This is a genomic window from Streptomyces sp. NPDC001270, from assembly GCF_042896695.1.
Classification (GTDB): domain Bacteria; phylum Actinomycetota; class Actinomycetes; order Streptomycetales; family Streptomycetaceae; genus Streptomyces.
The window spans coordinates 522,646-544,805 of record NZ_JBIAXM010000002.1 but is presented as its reverse complement, the minus strand read 5'-3'; the positions used below and the strand labels follow the sequence as shown (position 1 = coordinate 544,805).

The 22,160-nt window shown below is 70.1% G+C and carries 22 protein-coding genes and 1 pseudogene; 8 read left to right on the top strand and 15 right to left on the bottom strand.

Annotated features, from left to right (window positions below; translation table 11 throughout):
• Window positions 1-41: 41 nt before the first annotated feature.
• The 3 genes from ACFY2B_RS06310 to ACFY2B_RS06300 all read right to left on the bottom strand — a co-directional run bounded on the left by ACFY2B_RS06310 (window position 42) and on the right by ACFY2B_RS06300 (window position 2,383).
• Window positions 42-1,007: a DMT family transporter gene (locus ACFY2B_RS06310; RefSeq protein ID WP_390761965.1), complete on the bottom strand. Its 966-nt coding sequence runs from the start codon at window positions 1,005-1,007 to the stop codon at window positions 42-44.
• Between the two features lie 227 nt (window positions 1,008-1,234).
• Window positions 1,235-1,663 (bottom strand): tautomerase family protein, encoded by a 429-nt coding sequence (locus ACFY2B_RS06305; protein ID WP_390761964.1) that lies wholly within the window; start codon window positions 1,661-1,663, stop codon window positions 1,235-1,237.
• Window positions 1,664-1,681: 18 nt separating this feature from the next.
• Window positions 1,682-2,383, bottom strand: a complete 702-nt coding sequence (locus ACFY2B_RS06300; RefSeq protein WP_390761963.1) for an SDR family oxidoreductase — start codon at window positions 2,381-2,383, stop codon at window positions 1,682-1,684.
• A 93-nt stretch (window positions 2,384-2,476) separates the two neighbouring features.
• On the opposite strand from ACFY2B_RS06300, the gene ACFY2B_RS06295 reads away from it, so the two are divergent.
• From ACFY2B_RS06295 to ACFY2B_RS06285, 3 genes are all read left to right on the top strand, one after another.
• Window positions 2,477-2,944 carry a winged helix-turn-helix transcriptional regulator gene (locus ACFY2B_RS06295; RefSeq protein ID WP_390761962.1) on the top strand — a complete coding sequence of 156 codons (468 nt, stop codon included), beginning with the start codon at window positions 2,477-2,479 and terminating at the stop codon, window positions 2,942-2,944.
• Window positions 2,945-3,885: 941 nt separating this feature from the next.
• Window positions 3,886-4,326, top strand: coding sequence for a response regulator (locus ACFY2B_RS06290; RefSeq protein WP_390761961.1), 441 nt, complete (start codon window positions 3,886-3,888; stop codon window positions 4,324-4,326).
• 13 nt (window positions 4,327-4,339) lie between these two features.
• Complete coding sequence (locus ACFY2B_RS06285) at window positions 4,340-5,146, top strand: winged helix-turn-helix domain-containing protein (RefSeq protein WP_390761960.1); 807 nt, start codon at window positions 4,340-4,342, stop codon at window positions 5,144-5,146.
• Here ACFY2B_RS06285 and tatC read toward each other — a convergent pair.
• The 7 genes and pseudogenes from tatC to ACFY2B_RS06250 form a co-directional block, all read right to left on the bottom strand.
• Window positions 5,143-6,091: pseudogene (tatC, locus tag ACFY2B_RS06280) on the bottom strand (twin-arginine translocase subunit TatC). The gene ACFY2B_RS06285 and the pseudogene tatC overlap by 4 nt on opposite strands.
• Window positions 6,092-6,180: 89 nt before the next feature.
• Window positions 6,181-6,558, bottom strand: a complete 378-nt coding sequence (tatA, locus tag ACFY2B_RS06275; RefSeq protein ID WP_390761959.1) for a Sec-independent protein translocase subunit TatA — start codon at window positions 6,556-6,558, stop codon at window positions 6,181-6,183.
• A gap of 358 nt (window positions 6,559-6,916) precedes the next feature.
• Complete coding sequence (locus ACFY2B_RS06270) at window positions 6,917-7,345, bottom strand: hypothetical protein (RefSeq protein ID WP_390761958.1); 429 nt, start codon at window positions 7,343-7,345, stop codon at window positions 6,917-6,919.
• 2 nt (window positions 7,346-7,347) lie between these two features.
• On the bottom strand, window positions 7,348-7,635 hold the full coding sequence (locus tag ACFY2B_RS06265) for a hypothetical protein (protein WP_390761957.1): 288 nt from the start codon (window positions 7,633-7,635) through the stop codon (window positions 7,348-7,350).
• Window positions 7,632-8,060 (bottom strand): ATP-binding protein, encoded by a 429-nt coding sequence (locus tag ACFY2B_RS06260; RefSeq protein WP_390761956.1) that lies wholly within the window; start codon window positions 8,058-8,060, stop codon window positions 7,632-7,634. The genes ACFY2B_RS06265 and ACFY2B_RS06260 overlap by 4 nt, the downstream gene beginning before the upstream one ends.
• 615 nt (window positions 8,061-8,675) lie before the next feature.
• On the bottom strand, window positions 8,676-9,464 hold the full coding sequence (locus ACFY2B_RS06255) for a zf-HC2 domain-containing protein (RefSeq protein WP_390761955.1): 789 nt from the start codon (window positions 9,462-9,464) through the stop codon (window positions 8,676-8,678).
• A gap of 25 nt (window positions 9,465-9,489) precedes the next feature.
• Window positions 9,490-10,092 carry a sigma-70 family RNA polymerase sigma factor gene (locus tag ACFY2B_RS06250; RefSeq protein ID WP_390761995.1) on the bottom strand — a complete coding sequence of 201 codons (603 nt, stop codon included), beginning with the start codon at window positions 10,090-10,092 and terminating at the stop codon, window positions 9,490-9,492.
• A gap of 583 nt (window positions 10,093-10,675) precedes the next feature.
• On the opposite strand from ACFY2B_RS06250, the gene ACFY2B_RS06245 reads away from it, so the two are divergent.
• The 4 genes from ACFY2B_RS06245 (at window position 10,676) to ACFY2B_RS06230 (ending at window position 12,863) form a co-directional block, all read left to right on the top strand.
• Window positions 10,676-10,972 (top strand): plastocyanin/azurin family copper-binding protein, encoded by a 297-nt coding sequence (locus ACFY2B_RS06245; RefSeq protein ID WP_390761954.1) that lies wholly within the window; start codon window positions 10,676-10,678, stop codon window positions 10,970-10,972.
• On the top strand, window positions 10,969-11,976 hold the full coding sequence (locus ACFY2B_RS06240) for a metallophosphoesterase family protein (protein ID WP_390761953.1): 1,008 nt from the start codon (window positions 10,969-10,971) through the stop codon (window positions 11,974-11,976). Before ACFY2B_RS06245 ends, ACFY2B_RS06240 begins: the two co-directional genes overlap by 4 nt.
• Entirely contained in the window at window positions 11,973-12,422 is a 450-nt protein-coding gene (locus ACFY2B_RS06235; protein ID WP_390761952.1) for a hypothetical protein, read from the top strand. Before ACFY2B_RS06240 ends, ACFY2B_RS06235 begins: the two co-directional genes overlap by 4 nt.
• Before the next feature lie 168 nt (window positions 12,423-12,590).
• The gene (locus tag ACFY2B_RS06230) at window positions 12,591-12,863 is read left to right on the top strand and encodes a hypothetical protein (protein WP_390761951.1); all 273 of its coding nucleotides are present in this window, start codon (window positions 12,591-12,593) and stop codon (window positions 12,861-12,863) included.
• Window positions 12,864-12,962: 99 nt separating this feature from the next.
• Here ACFY2B_RS06230 and ACFY2B_RS06225 read toward each other — a convergent pair whose 3' ends face one another.
• From ACFY2B_RS06225 to ACFY2B_RS06205, 5 genes are all read right to left on the bottom strand, one after another.
• Complete coding sequence (locus ACFY2B_RS06225; protein ID WP_390761950.1) at window positions 12,963-13,493, bottom strand: NUDIX domain-containing protein; 531 nt, start codon at window positions 13,491-13,493, stop codon at window positions 12,963-12,965.
• 120 nt (window positions 13,494-13,613) lie between these two features.
• Window positions 13,614-14,576, bottom strand: a complete 963-nt coding sequence (locus tag ACFY2B_RS06220) for a hypothetical protein (RefSeq protein WP_390761949.1) — start codon at window positions 14,574-14,576, stop codon at window positions 13,614-13,616.
• A complete protein-coding gene (locus tag ACFY2B_RS06215) occupies window positions 14,573-17,299 on the bottom strand; it encodes a PEP/pyruvate-binding domain-containing protein (protein ID WP_390761948.1) in 2,727 nt (908 codons plus the stop codon). Before ACFY2B_RS06215 ends, ACFY2B_RS06220 begins: the two co-directional genes overlap by 4 nt.
• Before the next feature lie 8 nt (window positions 17,300-17,307).
• A complete protein-coding gene (locus tag ACFY2B_RS06210) occupies window positions 17,308-17,949 on the bottom strand; it encodes a methyltransferase family protein (RefSeq protein ID WP_390761947.1) in 642 nt (213 codons plus the stop codon).
• Window positions 17,950-17,999: 50 nt separating this feature from the next.
• A complete protein-coding gene (locus ACFY2B_RS06205) occupies window positions 18,000-18,377 on the bottom strand; it encodes a hypothetical protein (protein ID WP_390761946.1) in 378 nt (125 codons plus the stop codon).
• 583 nt (window positions 18,378-18,960) lie between these two features.
• Here ACFY2B_RS06205 and ACFY2B_RS06200 point away from each other — a divergent pair.
• Window positions 18,961-22,104: a GH92 family glycosyl hydrolase gene (locus ACFY2B_RS06200; protein WP_390761945.1), complete on the top strand. Its 3,144-nt coding sequence runs from the start codon at window positions 18,961-18,963 to the stop codon at window positions 22,102-22,104.
• Window positions 22,105-22,160: the final 56 nt, after the last annotated feature.

Sequence of the window (22,160 nt, the reverse complement as noted above, 5' to 3'; positions counted from 1 at the left end):
CGCTGTGGATCGCTGGTCATGGGCCATGACGTACCGCCGGCTCAGCGCTGCCCGTGAACCGCGTCGGCCCGGGAGCCACGCTCGTCGGCGGCGAAGGGCGCGTCGGCCCGGAGTGAGCCCGAGTCGGCTGCGGCGGGCGTTGCGGTGCTCCGGCGGTTGATCAGGATCACTCCGGCCGCGATGATCGCGCCTCCGATCAGCTCAAGGGGATGGGGGGTCTCGCCCAGCCAGACGAACGAGACGAGCAGTGCCACCGGCGGTACCAGGTACAGAGCCGCGGTGGATGCGGCCAGCGGCATGCGGGCGACGGCGTAGCCCCAGATCACGAATCCGAGTGCGGAAGGGAGCAGTCCGAGGAAGACCGCCGACCACAGGGCGCCGGCCGGGGCGTTCGCGGCCGCTTCGACGGTCGCGGGTGCGAACGGCAGGGCGAAGACCGCACCGGCGGCCATCGCGTACGTGGCCACCTCCAGGCCGCTGTAGTGGCGCAGCAGCGGCTTGCTGGCGAAGTGGTAGACGCCTTGGACCAACGCCGCGGCCAGCACCACCAGCGAAGCGAGGCTGAAACCGGAGAACCCGTTGGCCAGGGTGACGACAGCCGTGCCCGCGACGGCGATCACGCTGCCCACGACGATGTTGCGGGTGACGGGCTCGGACAGGAACGCACTGGCGAACAGCACGCTGAACACGGGGGCGATCGCGATCAGGAGGCTGGCGGTGCCGGCCTCGACATGCACTTCTCCCCAGTTCATCAGCACCTGGTAGGCGGTCATCCCGGTCAGTCCGCACGCCGCGATCAGCGGAAGGTCCCGCTTGCGCGGCATGCGCAGGCCCGTGATGGGCGAGATGGCGAGCAGCGCCACGGCAGCGACCGCCAGCCGCAGGAAGGACAGTGCGGCCAGGCCGAGCCCGTCGACGCCGACCCGGATCGCGGGGAAGGCGGAGGCCCACAGCAGGACCGTGCCCGCCAGCGCGAGGAAACGCGGGGATGCAGTTCGAGGCTTCACCCGACCAACGTGTCACCCAATACCCGAAAGATCCAGTTAGTAGTTGTTTGTCGATAGGTCACTTCTACTTACGTGTCAGGCCAGGCGTGCACGTGACCGTCACGCTCGGACCGGCAAGCCGTCCACTTCGACATCCGCGGCGCTCCCCGTCAGGCGCGCCCCATCAGTGGCGCTCCCCATCAGTGGCGCTCCCCGTCAGTGGCGCTCCCCGTCAGTGGCGCTCCCCGTCAGTAGGGAGACGCGGCGTTCGCCGCTGCCCAGGCTTTCTCGGCGTCCGACCCGGCAGGCGGTGGCACGAGCCCGTTGATCATCCAGAGTTCCTCGCTGGTCTCGTCGATGTGGAATTCCCAGTGGACCTCCGGGTGCTTCTCCATCAGCGGGGTCAGCAGTCCGGAGAGCCGAGTGGTCATGCGCCGACGTGTGACGCTGTCCGGAGCCCGGCGGGCGATGTGGTCGATGGTTACCCGCGCCGCGCTGCCAGTGGGTCGGCCGCCCACGTAGAAGTCGTCCGTCGGGAGCTCGCGGAAGATGACCACCACGTAGAAGCGTGGCAGTCCGACCACGTCGGCGTAGTAGTCCGTGATGGCTTCCGCCAGTTCTCGGCGCTCACCGACGGTGAAGGTGTCCGCCGAGTGGTAGATCGTCCACAGTGGCATGACGATGCTTCCTTTCGGTCAGCGGGCGGACTCGAAGGTCAACTTCTCCACCGGACCGGAGAGCGCCTTCTTCACGTTCTCCGTCACGGCGTCGGCGAGCACCTCCGCCGCCCCGGACTCCAGCCCGTCGAGGATGCGCGAGGCCACCTCCGCCGGAGACGTCTTGGGCACGTCCATGGCGGAAATCATGTCCGTGTCGATGAAGCCGGCGTGCACGCCGACGACCTGCGTGCCCTGCGCGGCCAGCTCGACACGCAGCGAGTTCGTGATCGACCACGCCGCCGCCTTGGACGCGCCGTACGCGCCGCTGCCGCCCAGCCAGGACAGGACCGAGTGGATGTTCACCAGCGCGCCACCGCCGTTGGCGGCCAGGATCGGCGCGAACGCGCGTGCCACCCGCAGCGGCCCCAGCACGTTGACGTCGAAGGTCTCACTGACGGCCTCCAGGCTCCCGGTCAGCAGCGGAGCGGGCAGCAGTACCCCGGCATTGTTGATCACGACGTCGACGTCCGTGGCGAGGGCGGCCAGCTCGGCGACGGACTCCGGCGACCGCACCTCCAGCCGGTGCGTGTGCACGGCCGGGCGCTCGTCGGCGAACTCCGTCCGCGCGGTCGAGTACACCTTCACCGCACCCCGCTTCAGCGTCTCGTCGACGATCGCCGCGCCGAGTCCGCGCCGACCGCCCGTGACGAGGACGGTTGTGCCTGCGATTGCTCCCATAGCAGCCTCCTGACTAACGTTGTCGTAACCCAGATGCAATCACGATAGACTGGGTAACGCAAGCATTACCCAGGAGACCCGGTTGAGGCGGCGATGGAATTCGAGGCACAGTTGCGGGACAGGTCGGCATGGTCCATCGGCGACCGCTGCTCCGCGGCGAGGACGCTTGAGCTGCTGAGCACGAAGACGGTGTTCCTCGTCGTGCGCGAATGCTTCTACGGCACCTCGCGCTTCGATGATTTCGTGACGCGCGTCGGAGCCTCGGCGCCCGCAGTCTCGCGCGCGCTCAGGCAACTGGAGTCGGCGCGCGTCGTCGTACGCACGCCCTACCACGAGCCGGGCGCGCGTCCCCGCGAGGAGTACCGGCTCACCGCCGCCGGCGAAGACCTGCTGCCGGTGTTCCTCGCCCTCGTGCAGTGGGGCGACAACCACCTTCAGGACGGTCATCCCCCGTTGGCATTCACCCGGGGCGACGACGGCAGGAGAGTCGCCGTCACCGTCACGACCGCGGACCTTGAGCCCGTTTCGTCCGGGGACATTCGGATCCGGGCAAACGAATAGCCCGAGGCCGGCCGCACCCGCCGAGCCCAGTGGAAGGGAAGCACCACGGCTTCCGCCAACTGCCGCTGACGCTACGTTGATTGCGCGTCCTTGCCGGTGGGCGGGTTCTGAGGGACGGTGAGCGAACCGCTTCAGGTGATGGGGTCCCACGCACCCTCCAGTTCCTCTCGCACGATACTGCGGCGACTCGTGGATCCACCGCGTGCGCGTCGCGACAGCTCGCGATGGTCGCGGTCGCTGTCGAGAGGAGGTGGCTGTGTGCCGAACCTCAGAGCCGGACGATCCGGGCACGGACGCGGAGGGCGACGAACCCCCCTCGGCCGGTCCCGTAACGCCCACGAGGTGGCATCCGCGGAATGTGGGCTCGTGGTGGTTGGGATTGCGGGCCGTGTTGCTCACAGTGGACACGGTGGCGGCCCTGAAACAGCACGAGGCCCTTGCCCTAGGGGCAAGGGCTCTCATCGCGGTTGGTGACATGATCGTCGACGCCGGCAAGCACGAGCGCTCATGAAACCCGGGGCCTGATCGTCGAGAGGCGGTCAGGCCCCCCGCATCCAGGAGACCATGGACCGCCGACGCCGGCCAAGGGGCGCTCTCTCAATTGCACCTAATGGCGCGTCACGAAAGCGGGTTCCGTGACATGCTCGCGTTCCGACCGGACGGGAGGGGGCGTCATGGGGAGGGCAGACGGCGAGTGCCGGGAGTGCGGTGGGCCGCTGCCGCCCGCTTCGGACACCGGCCGGCCACGCCGGTATTGCTCGGACGTGTGCAGATCGGCTGCTCGGCGGTCCCGTAACCGGCAGAAGGAATCCGCGGACGCCACCGCTGCACGCCGGTGCTCGACGGACATCGCCGGTCGCCGGTGCGACCGGACCGCGCGCCACAGCCTGAGGGTGGAGGGCGTCGAAAGCCAAGTCTGCGCCGAATGCTACGACATGACCATGTCGTTCCTGCTCAAAAGCGGCGTGCCGGCCTCCTCGGTCGAGGTTCGCCTGCTGCCCGAGGAAGCGGACGAGCGCACGGCGGACGACGGGGCGCCGACGATCGCCCCGGCGCCGACCACCGTCGTCCGCGGGGCACGCGTTCTCCTCATCGAAGACGACCCGCACGTCGCCCAGGCCATGATCGGGGCCCTGGCCCGGCACCGCTACCACGTCATCCATGAGGCATCTGGATCCGGCGGCCTGCGTACGGCGTATGCCCAACGGCCTGACTTGGTGCTGCTGGACCTCGGGCTCCCCGATATGGATGGCTACGACACCCTGACCCGCCTTCGGGCCGTCAGTGACGTCCCCGTCATCGTGGTGACAGCGCGCTCCGACGTCCGATCACGTCTGCACGGACTCAACCTGGGGGCGGACGACTACGTCGTCAAGCCCTGAACTCCTCGCCCGCATGGAGAGGGTGCTGCACCGCAGCGCGTCTCCGGAGCAGTGGGCGGAAGACGTCTACGACGACGGCCTGCTACGGCTCGACTCCCAGAGCTTCGAGGCCCGCGTGGCCGATGCGCCGCTCAAACTGACCCCCACGGAGTTCCGCGTACTCGATCTGCTCGTGCGCAACACGGGAGTCGTCCAGTCGTTTCGCAAGCTGCTCGCAAGAGCTTGGGACGACCCCACCGGGCGGGACACCGAGAAGGTCAAGTTCACCATCTCACGCCTGCGGGGGAAACTGGACTCGACCGCCGTCGGCAGCGCCTCCATCGTATCGGCCCGCGGTATCGGCTACCTCTACCGAGCACCAGGGCCGTCAACGGCGCTCAGCCCTGCGGCGCCCGAGTCCCCGTCATCCCGGTCGGGCTACGGGCACGCGAGCAACGTACTCGGCATCCTGGAATCGCAGGACCCGGACTCGGGCCCGAACCCAGGCAGGGACAGGGACAGGGACAGGGACAGCGGTGAGGCTGTCCTGCGCCTGGGCCCCGTGCGCATCGAGGTGCCCACCCGGCAGGTCAGCGTGGGCGGTTCGATCGTCCAGCTCACCCGCAAGGAGTTCGGTCTGCTCGCCCTGCTCGCCCGGCACCCGGGCGTCGTCATCCGCCGGGAGCAGATCATCAGCGAGGTCTGGCCGACCAGCGGAGCGGAGACCGGACGACGCCTCCTGGACCTGCACGTCGCGTCCGTACGCACCAAGCTGCGCATGCCGACACTGATCGAGACCGTACGCGGTGTCGGCTACCGTCTCGTCGCCCCGGCCACCTAGCCGAAGGGGAGAACGGCACATACGTCCCCACCCAGGCGCAGGTCGATGACGGCCCGGCCTGCGGGCATCGCATCCGCTGCGCCGATGTCCTCAAGGCGTGAGGGCGAGGCCGGAGGTCTCATCCTCACCGGGTCCCGCTGCGTCTCTTCGTGCCTTGCGCCGGTCATGGAGCAGCGAAAAGACAACGGCGACGAAGAAGAGCACCCAGATCGGCGCGGCCAGCGCCAGCATGGTCAGCGGGTCCGTGCTCGGTGTCGCCACGGCCGAGAAGACCGTGATCCCCATGATCATGCGGCGCCACCAGCCGAGCATCCGGCGGCCGGACAGCACTCCGGTGAGGTTCAGCATCACCAGCAGCAGTGGCATCTCGAAGGCGAGACCGAAGACGACCACCATGCGGCTGACGAGGTCGAGCAGATCGTCCAGCGGCAGCAGATTGTCGACGCCGTCCGGGGTGAGGTCGATCAGCACCTTCGCGGTCGTGGGCAGCACCTTGTAGGCGAAGAAGGCACCGCCGAGGAACAGCGGGACGCCCGCGCCGACGAACGCGTAGGCGTATTTCCGCTCGTGCTTGTGCAGGCCGGGGGCGACGAACGCCCACAGCTGGTACAGCCACACCGGCGAGGCCAGCACGACACCGGCCGTCAGGGACACCTTCAGGGCCAGGGTGAAGGGCGCGAGAAGGCCGTTGATCGTGATCCGCGCGCAGGTGGTGTCCGCGGTCTGCTCGGCCAGATGGGCGAAGGACGTCGGGCAGCCGACCGAGTCCAGTACCGGCCTGGTGAAGAAGTTCACGAGGCCCTTGTAGGCGAAGGCCGCGGCGATCGTCACGGCCAGGATGGCGAGGACGGCCTTGACGAGCCGGTTGCGCAGCTCACGTAGGTGCTCCGCGAGGGGCATCCGCCCCTCGGGATCCTTCTCCTTGTTGCGGGCCGACTGGGACACGCCATGTCCTCATCTCGTACGGCGGACCGGTGACCACCGGCCCTGCGGCGGACTCGTGCGGGGGTGAACCAGGGCGCGCACGACCGGACTCAGTCCCGGTGGCTGGTCGAGCGGTCCGTGGGCGCGGTGCGGTTCGTGGGCGCGATGCGGGCGGGGGGCTCGGTGCGGGCGGTGGTGGTGTCTCCAGGAGCGCCCGAGATCCTCTGCGGTCCGGGTCCGGGTCCGGGTCCGGGTCCCGGTCCAGATCCGGGTTCCGGTCCCGGTCCCGGTTCCGATGCGGGCTCAGGCTCGGGGCGCGGCTCGTTCGAGGCGCCGTCGTCCTTCATGGCCTGGGTCTCGCTCTTGAGGATCCGCATGGACTTGCCCAGTGCCCGGGCCGTGTCGGGCAGTTTCTTCGAGCCGAAGATCAAAACCACCACCGCGACCAGGATCAGCAGGTGCCAGGGCTCCAGCGCGTTGCGGAACATGTCACACCACTCCTTCGAACCCGTCGGTCCTCATGTCCGCCTCGGCGGTCCGGGCCGCTCCTTGCTGTGCGGCAGCGGTCGGAGCGGGTGTGACCGTGGCGCGTCGTGTCCTGCCGCGCCCTGCCTGCTCCCGTCGCTCTCCGGGCGGACGCAGAACCCCGGCCGGTGCGTTCATCGGCTTCCCTCGGTGTGTACGTTCCGGTCGCCGACCGGCGTGACGTTCACGCGCGGCGGTCGGACAGGTGAGGCGGGGCGAGTGGGGTGGACCGGCTGCCGCGGGGGCGTGCCGGGTGTCGATGTCCTTGCGGGTCATGTGTCCTTCTCCTTGTCGGATCGCGGTTGTCGGATCGGGGGCGATTCAGTTTCTGGGCCGCCCGGCAGCCGTCCAGGCGGCGTACTCCTGGCGGACGTAGGGGCGGTGGCCGGGGGCGAGTGTGATCGCGTCGGGGTGGTGCGGACCGGCCACCAGGTCGGGATGGCGGCGGTCGTGCAGGACGAGTTGCTCGGCGGTCTCTGCGGCGGCCGCGGCCGGGCCGGGGGCGGGGGCGTCGAGGGCCATCCGGTCCATGAGGGCGGCCCGTCGCAGCAGCCAGGCACGTTCGGCGGCCCTCGCGTCGGCCAGGGGGCCGACCAGGGGGCCGGTGACGGGCCTGGCCTGGCGGCCGTCGCGTTCGGCCCCGAGAGCGAGTACTTGGTGCAGTTCGCGGCGCAGGTCCGGCGCGTTTTCGTACGCCTCGTGCGGGGGCGGGGCGCCGATACACTCGCCGCTGTTCGGGGTGGCGTTCATGCTCACACCTCCGTCTGCTCGCAGGGGCCGGCGCCGCAGCGTCGGCACAGCACCGTGTCGTGGTCGTTCTTGCCGTGCTCAGGGGCCGGTGGGTGGGCCGCGGACCGCATGGGCACCCGGGCCGGACCCGGGCAGTCGTCGACGGGGCACGGCTTGTGGGTCGCGAGGGTCCCCTCGGCGGGGCCGTCGGACGACCCGGCACCGCGGGCGCCCCCGGTGAACCGTCGCTGTGCCGCGGTGCCGGCCCTGGCGAGGGGCCGCTGTTCGTGGGGCACGCCCGGCCCGGTCATGACGAGCACCTGAGGCAGGCGCGGACCTCGCGGCCGCTGCACGTCTGGTGGACCTCGGTCGACTGGGCGAGGTACTGGACGATGCCGGTGCCGCGGCCGTGCTCGTCGGGGGCGATGTCGGGACGACGGTGCTGAACTGCCATGCCGGATTCCGTGACCACGATGTGCAGAGTGCCGTCGTCGAGGACGAGCCGCAGGGTCATGCGCTCGCGGCCGTACTGGGCGGCGTTGGCGGCGAGTTCGTCGACGATGAGTACGGCGGAGTCCCGCTCGGTCGCGGGCACGCTCCAGGTCTCCAGCAGATCGGCCGCGAAGTGGCGTGCGGCGGAGACGTGCGCCTCCTGCGCGGGCAGGGTGAGTAGCGCCTCGTGGCGGCGGGGCCGGTCGAGCAGTGAACTCGGGCTGGGGGAATCGGTCACAAACATGGTCTTCTGGCTCTTCTGTGGAGGTGCGGGGAGCGGGACGGGAAGGCCACCGACGGCTTCGGGGGCGGTCAGTGGGCCGGATCCTGAAGGGCGCGCTCATTCAGTTCCACGGACGGCACATGCCGAACGGTTCGAGCCGTTCGCCCCTTTTGCTCGATTTTTTGTGGGTCACGTCCGTGCCGGTGGCCTGGCTGGGCTCACTCGCCTCTGCCAGGGCCCGAGTGCACTCCCCGTCGGCGTACTCACGCAGTCAAGTCGGCTGCGGACGCGGCCGGTTCGCCCGCGGGCGAAGACGGCGGTCACGAGGATGCCTGCGCAGCCGACGTCACGAGCGCAAGCCTCCTCGATGACCCTCGGCTGGACGTCCCGTGCGTGTTCGTGCGCGTTCCACCCACCGGTCCTTAAGGCGGCTCGCTCCCCGTCGACTGCCCGGCCCCGCGCCCCTGGCTGCCCGACCCCCGCCACTGACCACCCGGCCCTGCGCCACTGGCCGACCGGCCCTTCGGCGGCGACGTCTTCTTGACCGCTCGTACCGACGTGCGCTCGCACCCGACACCTGTCGTCATGTCACCGGAGGGTCTGGCCACCCGATGACATGACGACCCCGGCCTCGCCTCACGCCTTGATCGTGACCAGCTTCTGACCGTTGCCGGCGATGATCTCGAAGTGGGAGATGGCACCCGGGGAGATGGCAACCGCTCCTGGGATCGTGGTGCCGGGAGGGTACTCGCCTGCCCGCCAGGTGGCGCCGTCCGTTCTGACTCCGCCGGGTCCGATCGCCTGTAGCCGGCAGGTGATCCCGGCGGGTGCCCCCTTGGCGGAGACCTGTAGGGCGCTGCCCCAGGCCGAGGGCGAGACCTTCACCGAGGCGGAGACGCCGGTGGCGGGATCGCTGCCGGAGAAGGTGCGCCAGGCGATCGGTGCGGTCGGCCCGGGCGGCTTCGCCTGGCTGCCCACGGTTCCGACGGCCGCCAGCCAGGTGCCGCCGGCCGCTGCCGCGATGAACGTCAGCGAGGCGGCCGCACCGGCCAGCTGCAGACGCCAGGTCCTACGGCGCCGGGCCGCGGCCTGCTGGAGCAGCCTCTCCAGCACACCTCCTGCCGACGCCTTCGACACCTCGGGCACGGCGGGCCGTTCGGGCAGGGCACTCCGCGCGCTTTCGGCTGCCCGTGCCACCAGCCGGTCGGCCAGGTCCCCGTCGGCCGCCGGGACCGTCCGGCCTGCTGCTTCGGCTTCGGTCACCGTCGCAAGCAGCGCGGGCAGTCCTGCCAGCCGGGTGTGTTCGGCCCGGCAGTCGGCGCACTCCGCGAGGTGGACGCGTACCCGTTCCATTTCCGCCGTGGGCAGCGTGCCCAGGACGTATCCTCCCAGCGCCAGCCGGAGGGTGTCGTGCTCCGCGCTCATGGCCGCCACCTCCTGCCCGCCACGGTCATGGCTCGATGCCCCGTTCCTGGAGTGCCAGCCGCAGGGCGTGCAGGGCGTAGTACGTCCGCGACTTCACGGTGCCGAGCGGGATGCCCAGCACCTGTGCGGCCTCCGTCATGGTCCGGCCCCGGTAGTAGGTCTCCAGCAGGACGGCACGGTGGTCCGGGGACAGCGACCGGACGGCGTCGGCGACCGCCCAGCTCTGCAGTGCCTGCTCGATCTGGTCCTCGCCCGGTGTCTGCTCGGCGGCCCGCTGAAGGGCCTCCCCACCGGCCTCGGCCGGCCTGGCCTGCCGGGCCCGGTGGGCGTCGATGACCAGGTGCCGGGCGACCGTGCACAGCCATGCCCGGGCCGGGCCGCGTGCGGGGTCGAACGCGGCGGGATGCTGCCACGCTCGCAGCAGCGTCTCCTGCACCACATCCTCCGCCCATTGCCAATCTCCTGAGGTCAGTCGCAGCACGTAGTGGAACAGGGCTCCTGCGTGCTCCGCGTAGAGAGTGCGCAGCAGTTCCTCGTCTGCGGTCGAAAGCGTCCCTTTATCAGTGACACGGCGCGCGGAGCGATCCGGATCGGTCCCTGGGCCACGCTTTCGGGAACTCCAGTGCATAGGCAGATCATCGCGCATATGTACTGCTTTGTCCTGTAACTCACAGCATGGTGGCGGTGACGCTCCGCGCGCGTCGTGGGTGATATGTCCATGCCCGACTTGGTGGCACCAAGAGGGCCGGGGGCGGGCGGAGCCCGGGAGGCCGACCGGTCTACGGCGACGCCAAGAGGTATCACAAAAAGTGCATATCAGCCGAACCGTAGGACCCCTGCCGTCCGTGGAGCCGGACAAGAGCCGAGTCACGGCATCCACCACATATTCCTGCGGTCACGTGCGCCGGGCCGGCGCAGTCACCGCCTCCAGCCTGATCAGTGAGGAAACGGACACCATGCACCTGAACCTTCGCACACCAGGCCGTCGATCCCGCGCCGCGGCCGGGCTGGCGGTCGCCGTCATAGCCACCGCCGGTACGGCGGGGCTCCTCAGCTCATGCGGCGGCCAGTCGTCGCACTCCTCGGCCGGCGGAGCCGGCGCCATCACACCCGGTACGGGGCAACACCAGACGGCAGGGATGCCCGGCGCCACCGGGCCGGACAAAGGCTCCGCTCCCGGCGCCTCACCGATGCCCAGTATGAACATGCCCATGAGCCCCTCGAACACGGGCAAGCCGACCGCGCCGGTGGCCGGGAACGCGGTGGCGATCAACAACTTCGCGTTCTCCCCGGCCACGCTGAAGGTCAAGGTCGGCACGAAGGTGACGTGGACCAATCAGGACACCGACGCCCACACCGTCACCAGCTCCGGATCGGGCGGCCCGCTGCATTCGGCGGCCCTGGCCACCCACGCCGCCTACAGCTACACGTTCACCAAGCCCGGCACCTATGCCTACCTCTGCACCATCCATCCGTTCATGACCGCCACCGTGGAGGTGACCCGATGACCGACTACTCCGACAGCCACGACGGAACACTGGCCGACAACACCGGTCGGCCCGACACCGAACACGGCATGACACGACGTCAGCTCCTCCGCCACGCAGGATGGTTCGGCGGCGCGGTGGTGCTGACCGTAGCCGGTGGAGAGGTGATCAGTCACATCGCCGACTCCCGCGCCACCAACGCCGCGGCCGGGGCCGGGGCCGCGCCCGCCGCGGCGGGAAGCAGTGCGCTGCGGTTCGTGCAGGTCTCCGACAGCCACATCGGGTTCCAGGGCCCGGCGAACATGGATGTGGCCGGTTCCTTCGGCGAAGCGATCAAGCAGGTCAACTCGCTCGGATTCAGTCCTGACTTCGTCATGCACAGCGGCGACCTGACCCACTTGTCCACGACCGGACAGTTCGACCAGGTCAAGCAGATGATGACCGGAATGAGGACGGACCGGGTCTTCACCGTGCCGGGCGAGCACGATTCCATCGGCGATGCGGGCCGCGCCTACCGGCGGACCTTCGGCATGGGCACGCTCGGCGACGGCTGGTACAGCTTCGACACCCACGGCGTGCACTTCATCGCCCTGGTCAACACCCTCAGCCTGGAGAAACTCGGCCACCTCGGCACCGAGCAGATCGACTTCGTCCGCAAGGACGTCGCCGGGCTGTCGGCGGACACGCCCATCGTGGTCTTCAGCCACATCCCGCTGTTCGCCATGTACCCGAAGTGGGGCTGGAGCACCGACGACGCCCTCAAGGTCATCGCCCTGCTGCGCCGCTTCTCCTCCGTCACCTGTCTCAACGGGCACGTCCACCAGTTGTTCACCAAGACGGAGGGCAACATCACCTTCCACTCCGCCACCACCACCGCCTACCCCCTGCCCAAACCGGGCCGCGCCCCCGCCCCCACCCCGCAGGTCGTCCCCGCCCGGCAGCTCAAAGAGGCACTCGGCATCCGCAGCGTCGGCTACCGCCAAGGCGACCGCGAACTGGCCATCAAGGAGCAGAGGCTGGCATGAACACCAAAAGACTGCTCATCCCCGCCCTGCGGACGATGACCGCCGCGACCCTGGCCGCCGGTGGATACCTGCATGCCCAGCTCTACCTCGACGGGTACCGCTTCATCCACGCCATCGGCCCCCTGTTCCTGCTCCAGGCGAGTGCTTCCTTCGCCCTCGCCGCCCTGCTGGTGATCGGCACGCCGCCCCTGCTGCTGAGGGCCGCCGCGGCAGGCGTGGCGCTCGGCGGTCTCGGCGGCTTCGCCGCCTCACGCACCGTAGGAGTGTTCGGCTTCACCGAGCACGGCCTGCAACCCAAGCCACAAGCCGTCCTCAGCCTCCTGGCCGAAGCCGGCACACTGCTGCTCCTCGCCCTCTGGCAGGTGGCCGTGGCCAGACGGCCCCGCGCTGTCCGACCGCCCGTCAGGACACCCGACTGGGCCACTACTCACACACCACCCCACTGAACGACCGCCAAGGGGCCGCATGCCCTGCTGCCTGCCGAAGCCCTCGGCTGGGCCCGACCACCGCCCCCTCTCCCCCGCCGCGCGAGCCGCAGGCGGCACCGTCGACCTCGCCGGCGCCGTCTGCGCCGCCCTCCCCCCGTTCCGGAACCAAGGAGAAGGAAAACCCCCATGTACCTGGAACCGCGCCCAGGAATCGCCTGGCCGAGCCCGCACGTCCGCGAGCTGAAGGATGCCGTACGCGCGCTGCTCGGCCTGGACGACGACACCGCCGTCAAGATCCGCCAACTCGTCCGCGGCGAAGTCGGCCACGCGCCGCTGGAGACCGTCGTCGAGGTGCTGCCCATGGACGGCGAGGCCCACCGCTGGACGCTCCACCGCCCCGCCGAACAGGTCACCGAGAACGAGCTACGAGCCGCCCTGCTCCCCCGCCGGCCGAGGTGACCGGACCCGGCTCAAGGATCTTTCCGGTCTTTCCAGGCCAGGTTCGGCCCCACACGTCCGCCGGCACAGCCGCAAGGAGGAAGGAAAGCTGAGTTGACGTCAGGGCTGTAGGTGCGGTGCGGTGGCGTAGCGGGCGAGGAGTTCGCTGCTGTCCGGAGCGAACCGCGAGCCGGGCTCCGCCATCCGGGCCGTCAGCCGGTCCCACGGCAACCACCAGCCGTCGGCCACCTCGGACCGCTGATGGACGATCGGCCCGTGCCGCTCCGGGTCGTGGACCGTCTCGTAGGTGTACGCCAGAAAGTTGGTGTGTGCGTCCGTGTACCAACGCTGGGCCAGTGGGCGCAGCACATGGTCCCGCAAGCCGAGTTCCTCGGCGAGTTCGCGTACGGCGGCGGTGTCCGGCGCCTCGCCCGCCGTGATCACCCCTCCGATCCACGCATCGTCCAGGCCGGGAAAGACGTCCTTGGTCTCGGTGCGGCGATGCACGTACACCCGCCTCTCGACATCTCGGACCAGGATTTTCACCGCCGCGTGCGGCAGGTTCCGCGCCCTCATCCGGCTGCGGGGCGCGGTTCCGACGACCCGGCCGGGCACCTCGTCCTGGGCGTAAAGGGCGACGATCTCCTCCACGTTCCACACTCCTTCCTCAGGTGGTCTCCACCAGTACCGGGCCGGGGAAGCGGCCCGCCGGCAGGTCTGCCGGGCGGATCTCGCGGCGGACAGCGGGCAGCGCGGCCCCGCCTGCCGGTGTCATGCCCCTAACCCCGGTCGCACCACGGCCAGCGCCGCGACGAACACCCCGAGATACAGCCACGCCACATAGCCCATCGCCGGTCCGGGCGGCCAGGTCGGCGTGCGCAGTGAGGCGAACCGCTCCGCGCCGCCCCACAGGAAGCCCAGTGCGGTCAGCGGCAGCCAGCCCGCCAGCGTGGCCGTCCCGTGCAGCTCCCAGGGGCGGATCACGCCGAGTGCCAGGGCCGTCCCGGCCAGCGCGCAGCCCACGGTCAGTGCGACCGAACCGCGCAGCCCGACGACGTTCGAGTACAGCGTGGCGCCGGGCACCACGCGGGCGCCGGTCTTGCGGGCGAATTCGAAGTGCATGAACACACAGGCGCACAGCACGGCCCCGAGGACCGCGTGTGATCCGGGACCGCGGCCGGTCGCCTCCCGGAACGACAGCCAGATGTGCACGCTGAGCATCGCCTGCACCGGATAACTCACCAGCAGGTTGACGAAGATCCGGTCCCGGACCGTCGCCGACCAGCGCTCCAGCCGCACCAGAAAGCAGATGTAGCCGAGGACCAGCAGCAGCCAGCCGGCCAGCAGGGGCGAGCGCCAGCCGGTGAGCGCCAACTCCGCGACGACGATCAGCGCCATCGCGATGCGCAGTTCCCGCACGTCGATCGCGCCGCGTGGCAGCGGCCGGTCAGGGTTGTGCACCCGGTCGTACTCCAGGTCCTTCTGCTCGTCGACGGCCCGGATGAACAGCAGCGTCAGGTAGACGGTGACGATTTCGGCGACGAGGGAGCCGTCGAGCCTCCAGTCCCGCTCGGGCGCGAGCAGCGCGAGGGTGCCCTGGAGGGCGAGGACCCACAGGACCGCGTAGACGACGTAGACGCGGGCGGGGGCTCGTTCGGCGAAGAAGGCACGCAGGCGGCGGGCGGTGGAGCGGGGTTCGCGGGCCACCGGGCGGGGGGTGCCGGTGGCGGTCATGCCTCGTCCTCCTTGAGGATCTTCACGGTGCCGGCCGCGCCGTCCATCTCCACCCGGGCGCCGTCGGGGATACGGGAGGTGGCGTGGGGAAGCGCCACGATGGTCGGGATGCCGAACTTGCGCCCGGAGATGGCGGTGTGCGAGAGCAACGTGCCGCGCTCGACCACGATGCCGCGCACGGACAGCATGAGGAACAGCCAGCCGGGGTCGGTTTCGCGGGCGATCAGAATCATGTCGTCGAAGGGCTCACCCACGTCGTGCGGGTCGATGACGACGCGGGCGGTGCCCCGTACGACGCCGCCGCTGGAGCCCAGGCCGAGCAGGGTGCCCGCGGCGGCCGTGTCCCGGTTCAGGTCGGGCAGTGCGTCCTGCACGGGTCCCATGGTGACGAAGTCCATGGGGAGTTCGGCGCCTCGTGCGTGGAACTCGGCCTGGCGCAGGGCGGCCAGGCCCCGCAGGTCGCCGGTGACGGCGGTGCCGTCGTACGTGCCGAGGATCTCCTCCTCGGTCAGGTGCACCACGTCCTCGGCCCTCTCCAGCAGGCCGCGCGCGGCCAGGTCGGCGCCGAGCCTGCGGTACACCTGGCGGCCGAAGCCGTACAGCTCGCTGCGGCGGTAGCGGGTGTTCTCCCGTATGTCGATGTACCGACGTTGCCCGGCCAGTGCGGCGTGCAGGGCACCGCGGCGCAGCGGGTGGCCGGCCAGCAGCCCGGCCAGCAGCCGCTCGCCCGTCCGCCGGGCCTCGGCGTCCCGTTCGCGCAGCAGCGCACAGGTGAGGTCGCCGCGCGCGTACTCGGCGGCGGTGCGCAGCAGCTGGGCGGGCTGGTCGCGGGGTACCGGCACCTCCAGCTTCAGCTCTTGCAGGCCCCGGTCGCCGTGCAGGTGGGCGTGGGTGCGCATCCGGTCGGCGAGGTCACTGCCGTATGCGTTGCCGTCGATCTCGTCCCACACTTCCTCGGTGGGTCTCTCGGTGAGCGCGTCGAGGACGCCGGGGGCAGCGCGTATCCGTTCGGCGATGTCGACGAGCGACATCAGAATGGTGACGCTGCGGTTCTCCTTCCCTCCGCACAGCAGGTCGCTGTGCAGTCCGGGGTCGGCCTGCGGCACCCACCGGTCGAGCATCTTCATGACCAGTGTCTCGTGCAGTTGCAGCAGCAGATCGTTGACCAGGGTGATGCCCCAGCGGTCGCCGGCTTCTCTCCACAACGAGCGCATCAATTGGGCGAGTTGCAGGGGATCGGCGGTCTTCGCCGCCTCCCGGTGTGCGGTGAGGGTCCGTTCCCACCAGGTCTCGAAGTCCTTCACCGCCGCACCGTGGGCCAGCAGCCGCCACACCAGGCGTGTCAGGGCCGCTGCCGTCGCGGGCAGCAGGGTGGGATCGGTGAGCGGCGGGGTGGGCCGGACGTGCGTGACCGACGGGGACATGCCCATCATCCGCTCGAAGCTTCCCCGCCACAGGGGGAAGGTCCGGCTCAGTCCGTGCAGGGTGTACCAGGTGCTCAGCGAGTAGTAGACCCGCCCGCGTAACAGGCCGATCATGCCCCGGAGTTCGCCCTCGTGCCGGTCGAGGACCTTGCGCGGCACGCCCAGCAGCCGGTAGAGGTCGTGGAAGTCCTCACGGTAGAAGCGCTGGGCGAAGGAGTAGGTCAGCGCGGTGGTGACGTCCGGGTAGGACTCGGTGATGTTGGCGTTGCTCCACAGCCGCTGCCGGTCCAGCTCCAGTACCACCGGGCGGGCCTGGAGGATGTGCAGCCGGCCGTCGGCGGTGAAGGTGCCCTCGATGTCCTGCGGGCAGCCGAAGAGCTTCTCGATCCGGTCGCCGACCGCCACGACCTGCTGGATCTGTTCGCCGGTCAGTGCCGGTGCGTCCCGCAGCTCCTCGGGCGCGGACACCGTGCGCGGGCCGTCGGCGAGCCGGTCGGGGTTCTCCTGCATCATGTGTGCCTTGTGCGCCGGCACGGATCGCACCGCGTCGCCGCGGCGGTCGACGAAGTAGTGGTCGACCGGGACCTTCTCCTGGACCACGCCCTCGCCGATGCCGAGGCCGGCCGCGAGCACCCGGTCGCGGGCACCGGTCAGCGGATCGCAGGTGAACAGGACGAAGGAGCGGCGACCGAACTCCATGCGCTGGACGCCGACGGCCACCGCGAAGTCCTGCTGTCCGCCGCCCCGGACGGCCCGGTACAGCAGCGCCCGCGACCCGAACCCGGAGGCCCAGCACTGTCGTACCCGGTCCAGCAGCCGCTCGCGGGTGACGTACAGGAAGCTGTCGCTGATGCCGGCGAACGCGTCGTGCGCCGAGTCCTCACCGGTGTCCGTGCGGGTGCCGACGACCGAGGAGCGCACCGAGACCACGGCGTCGGGCCCGAAGGCCGAGTCGAACGCCTCGTACACCTGCCGTTCGACCGCCTTCGGTACGGGGGCGGCGAGCACCGTCTCGCGCAGCGCGGAAGCCCGTTTTTCCAAGGTCGCGGCGTCCGCGGTGCCGGCTCCGGTGAGCAGGGCGTCCAGCTCGGCCCGCACGGGGCGCAGCACCTCGGTGAACACGGCCGCCGGCACGCAGAAGAAGCGGGGCACCGGGAAGCCCGCCGCCGCCATCCGCGCCTGCCGGGAGAACTTCGGGCCGACCGCCGCCTCGTTCAGCAGGGCCCGCCCGCGCAGTACCGGCCGCTTCCTGCCGGGCGACGAGAACGTGAGGGCGCGCAGTGCACGGGGTGTGTTCATCGGGCCTTTCACCATATCCAGGGGATGACTCGGCGGTGGGTTGCCGCATAGTCGGAGTAGCCGGGGAGCGTGCGCAAGGTCCGTTCCTCGACGAGGATGCGCACGACCAACGTCGGCAGCAGGACCATCAGGGCGGCGGCGCTGTAGGTGTTGAGGAAGAACAGCACGAAGACGACGTGGGCGAGGGCCATCCCGAGATAGGCGGGATGGCGCACCCACCGGTAGGGACCGCTGCGCACGACCTGGTGGTCGCCGAGGACTCGGACCCGGTGCGAGTAGAACCGGCCGAGGGTGTGGACTCCCCACAGCCGGAAGCCGACGGCCGCCGTGAAGACCACGGGCAGCACCGGCATCCAGGGGTGGTAGGTCTGGTCGTCGGCCGACGGCAGACAGGCCGCGGCGACGGTGGCGGCGCGCGCGGTGGCGTACACATAGACCGTGCCGCGGTCGGTGGCCGTCTCGGTCGACCTGGAACTGCGGACGGTCGTCCAGGTCTCCAGCAGCAGCCACACCAGATAGAGCCCGGCGAGCGTCGCTGCCATCCGCTGCCAGGGATCGGAGCGGTCGAGCAGGCCGCGGACGACGGCCGTGCCGGTGACCGCGACACAGACACCGAGGATGAACAGGGGGTACTTGCGCAGGAACACCATGGGGAATCTCCACTGGGCGGGGGCCGGCGGACGAGGCCGGCCGCCGATGGTCAGGACCCGGCGATCCGGCTGCCGGCCGGGTGCTTCGTCGGGCCGGGTTCCCCGGCGTGGAGTTCCGTCAGCGCACGGGCCGTGTGCGGCCCGGCTACGAGGATGTTCTCAGGGCGGTGCCCGGGAACCTCGCGGGGGCGCGGCGGCGCCGGAAGAGGCACGTCCGTCTGCGTCGGCTCCGGCAGGCCGCTCCGGCGCGGCCTGGCGCGGATGATCTCCCGCTCGTGCTCCTCGATCCCCGCCCCCGGTACGATCACCGGCGGAGGATCGGACGTCTCCGGCAGGAGGAGGTCCAGCCGGGATAACGGCGCCAAGTCGTCCGCATCCGATCCGCCGGCCGCGTTGTCGCCTACGACGAACACGAACTTCCCTGGCATGGCTCCGCCTTCTCCTTTGCCGGATGCGGCAGGTGTCATCGACGGAATCCGCCGAGTTCGGCACTCACCGCGACCTGTGCGCGTGAGGCCCTGCCGTTGTGCGTGAGTCGTGCCGGCCGAGTTCAGAAGCCGCCGCCGGTTCGGCCGCCGGTCCGTCCCCTCTCGGGAACAGGTGGTTCCGTCGGTCGAACGCACCGAAGCGACACACAGGCCAACACCGCGAGCAGGATGAAACTAGTCAACGAACCGACGCGACGCAAGGGTTCGCCGCAAGGCCGAAGCCGCGGTGCGCCAGGCGCAGCAGGCACCGGCACCGCCCCCCGCCGGAGTCGACGGACGTCGACGGACAAGGACTCCGGCCGTCTTGACGCGGTGCGGACCGGCCGGCTGGGCAGCCGACGTCCAGGTCCGCACGCCAGGTCAGCGGGCCACGTCCGCACGCCATGTCCGCACGGGCCTTGACTGCCGATCACCGCGGGATCAGACTGCCAACGCATTGACAACGATGTCAAGAAGACGGCTTGCGCAGCCGACGCAGAGAGCGCCACTGAGGAACGAGCGGAAACGAGCAGGGAGGCCCAGGGTGCGTCCACGAAGCGGCAGTTGGATCGGACACCTGAGACACAAGAGATTCGGCATCACGGCGGTGGTGGTGGCAACGTGCGTGGCGGGCATGCCGTCGGCCGTCGCCGCCGCACCGTCGCAACCGGCGCACGTGGCGCTGGTGTCCGACCCGACCGGCTACGTCGATCCCATGATCGGCACCAAGAAGGGTGTGGACTGGGAGAACACGTTCCCCGGCGTGACGGCGCCGTTCGGAATGATGCAGTTCAGCCCTGACACCACGTCAGGCCCCACCGGCTACTCGTACGACGACAACGCCATCAAGGGTTTCAGCCTGGACCACTTCTCCGGTGGGTGCTCGTCGTTCGGCGACATACCGCTGCTGCCGGTCACCGGTGCGGTCGGCGACGATCCCGCCGCCCGCACCGAGCACTTCTCGCACGACGACGAGCACGCGGCGCCCGGTTCGTACTCGGTCGAGCTGGCCGACTCGAACGTCAAGGTGTCCCTCGGCGCCACCACCCGCACCGGGATCGCCTCGTTCACCTATCCGTCCGGCAGCCAGGCGCAGGTCCTGGTGAAGTCCGGCACCAGCCTCGGCGGCGACCTGTCCGCGCAGGTGAACGTGGTCAACGACCACGAACTCGAAGGCACCGCCACACCGCACGGGCTGTGCAACAACAGCCAGTACACCATGTACTTCCACATCGCCTTCGACCGCCCGTTCACCGCGCACGGCACCTGGCAGGGCAAGACCGTCACGCCGGGCTCGTCGAGCGCGACCGGCTCCGGTTCCGGCGCGTACCTGACCTTCGACACGTCCGCGGCCGGCACGGTGACCGCAAAGGTCGGCATGTCGTACGTGAGCACGGCGGGCGCCGCGAAGAACATGGCTGCCGAGATCCCCGGCTGGAACGTCTCCCGCGTGCAGGCGGACACCCGCGCCGCGTGGCGCGATCTGCTGCGCAAGGTCGACGTCGGCGGCGCGTCCTCCGACGAGCTGACCACCTTCTACACCGCGCTCTACCGGTCGTTCCAGTCGCCGAGCGTCTTCAACGACGTGGACCGCCGTTACATCGGCTTCGACAACGAGATCCACACCGTGCCGTCCGGACACACCCAGTACGCGACGTTCTCCGACTGGGACATCTACCGTTCGCTGGCGCCGTTGCAGACCATGCTGTATCCGCAGGAGGCCGGCGACATGGCCAACTCACTGCTGCGAGACGCCCAGCAGCAGGGCGGCTGGTGGCCGAAGTGGCCGTCGCAGAACATGACCGGCAACGTGATGAACGGCGACAACGGCGTGCCGTTGTTCGCCCAGTACGTCGCCTTCGGCGCCAAGGGCGTGAACATCCGTGACGCGCTGCCCATCATGAAGAAGGGCGCGACCCAGTCGCAGAAGGTCGGCTGGGGCTGGACGGAACGGCCCGGGATCGAGGATTACGTCAAGCTCGGCTATGCGCCCAACAACGCCACCTCGCAGGGCGATCACGGACTGCAAGGGGCTTCGGAGACCCTTGAATGGGCCGTCGACGACTTTGCCATCTCCCGGCTCGCCAAGGCTGTCGGCGACCACGCGACCGAGGCCGAGTACGCCCGACGCGGCAACAACTGGCAGAACATCTTCGACCCGGCCACCGGCTACCTGCGCCCGCGTGACGACAACGGCGCCTTCCCGGCGGGACCCGGCTTCCAGACGCCGCCGGCCGGGGCCTTCGGCCAGGACGGCTACGACGAGGGCAACGCGGCACAGTACAACTGGTCCGTTCCGCAGGACATCGCCGGGCTCGTCAACGCCATGGGCGGCAGGGACAAGGTGATCCCACGCCTCGACGACTTCTTCAGCCGGCTCAACGAGGGCGGCAACGCCCCGTACGACTGGGCGGGCAACGAGATCGACACCACTGCTCCGTGGGTGTACGACTACGTCGGGCAGCCGTGGAAGACCCAGGAGGTCACCCGGCGCATCGAGACGCAGTTGTTCACGACCGCGCCGGACGGACTGCCCGGCAACGACGACAACGGGGCGCTCTCCTCCGAGTACGTGTGGGCGGCGCTCGGCATGATGCCGGTGACCCCGGGCACCCCGACGCTCGCGCTCAACAGCCCGCTCGTCAAGCGCGCCGTGATCAGCCTCGGCACCGGCCGGACCATCACGATCGACGCCCCCAAGGCCGCCGACGACGCGCCGTACATCACGGACTTGAGGCTCGACGGACAGCGCTACGCATCGACCGCACTGCCCGCGTCGTTCGCCACCCGCGGCGGCGCCCTGGACTTCGCCCTGTCCACCCGCCCCGACACCCACTGGGGCACCGGTGCGCATGCCGCGCCCCCGTCGTACCGCACCGACGAGGTGCCGGCCATCGGCTACCTCACGCCGACCGGCACCCAGGTGACCCCGGCCGGTACCAGCCTGCCGGCCACCGTCGGCGCCGCCACGCTCGCCGGGCCCGCCGGTACGGTCCACTGGACGGCCGGCTCGGACACCCCCGGGGTGAGTGTGACCCCCTCGTCGGGCACGCTGGACCTCGCCCACGCGCGTACCGCCTCGGTGCCCGTCACCATCAAGGTCGCGGACGGCACGCCCTCGGGCTATCACCCGGTCAAGGTCAGCTTCCGCACCGCCGACGGGAAGACGCTGCCGGGTGGCGCCGCCGTGATGACCGTGCCGGCCGCCGACGGCACCGCGACCGCCTGCGACACGCTGGGCACCACCGACACCGAGTGCGGGCTGCGTCTGCGGGACGGCGGCGACGGGCATACCGCGCCGGTCACCGTGGGCGGCCGGTCCGGGCGGTCCACCACGGACGGTTCGCCGTACGAGTACTTCGACGTCGACAATGCCGTGGTGCCAGGAGGCGCCTACCACGCGACAGTCACGATCGACTACTACGATCACGGCACCGGCAGTTGGAGCCTCCAGTACGACGCCACCAGCAACGCCTACAAGTCGACCGCTCCGGTCGCCAAGACCGGCACCGACACCTGGAAGACGACGACGTTCACGGTGGACGACGCCGCCTTCCACAACGGTGAGAACGGCGGGACGGACTTCCGTCTCGCGAACAGCGGCGACACCGGCACCATCGGCCGTGTCCACGTCTCGGTCAGCGGTGACAACGTCCTCGCACTCCATCTCTGCCCCGCCGACAACTGACTGACCGGGGAGTGCCGGGTGCCGGGTGGTCACACGGCACCCGGCACCCCCGTTCG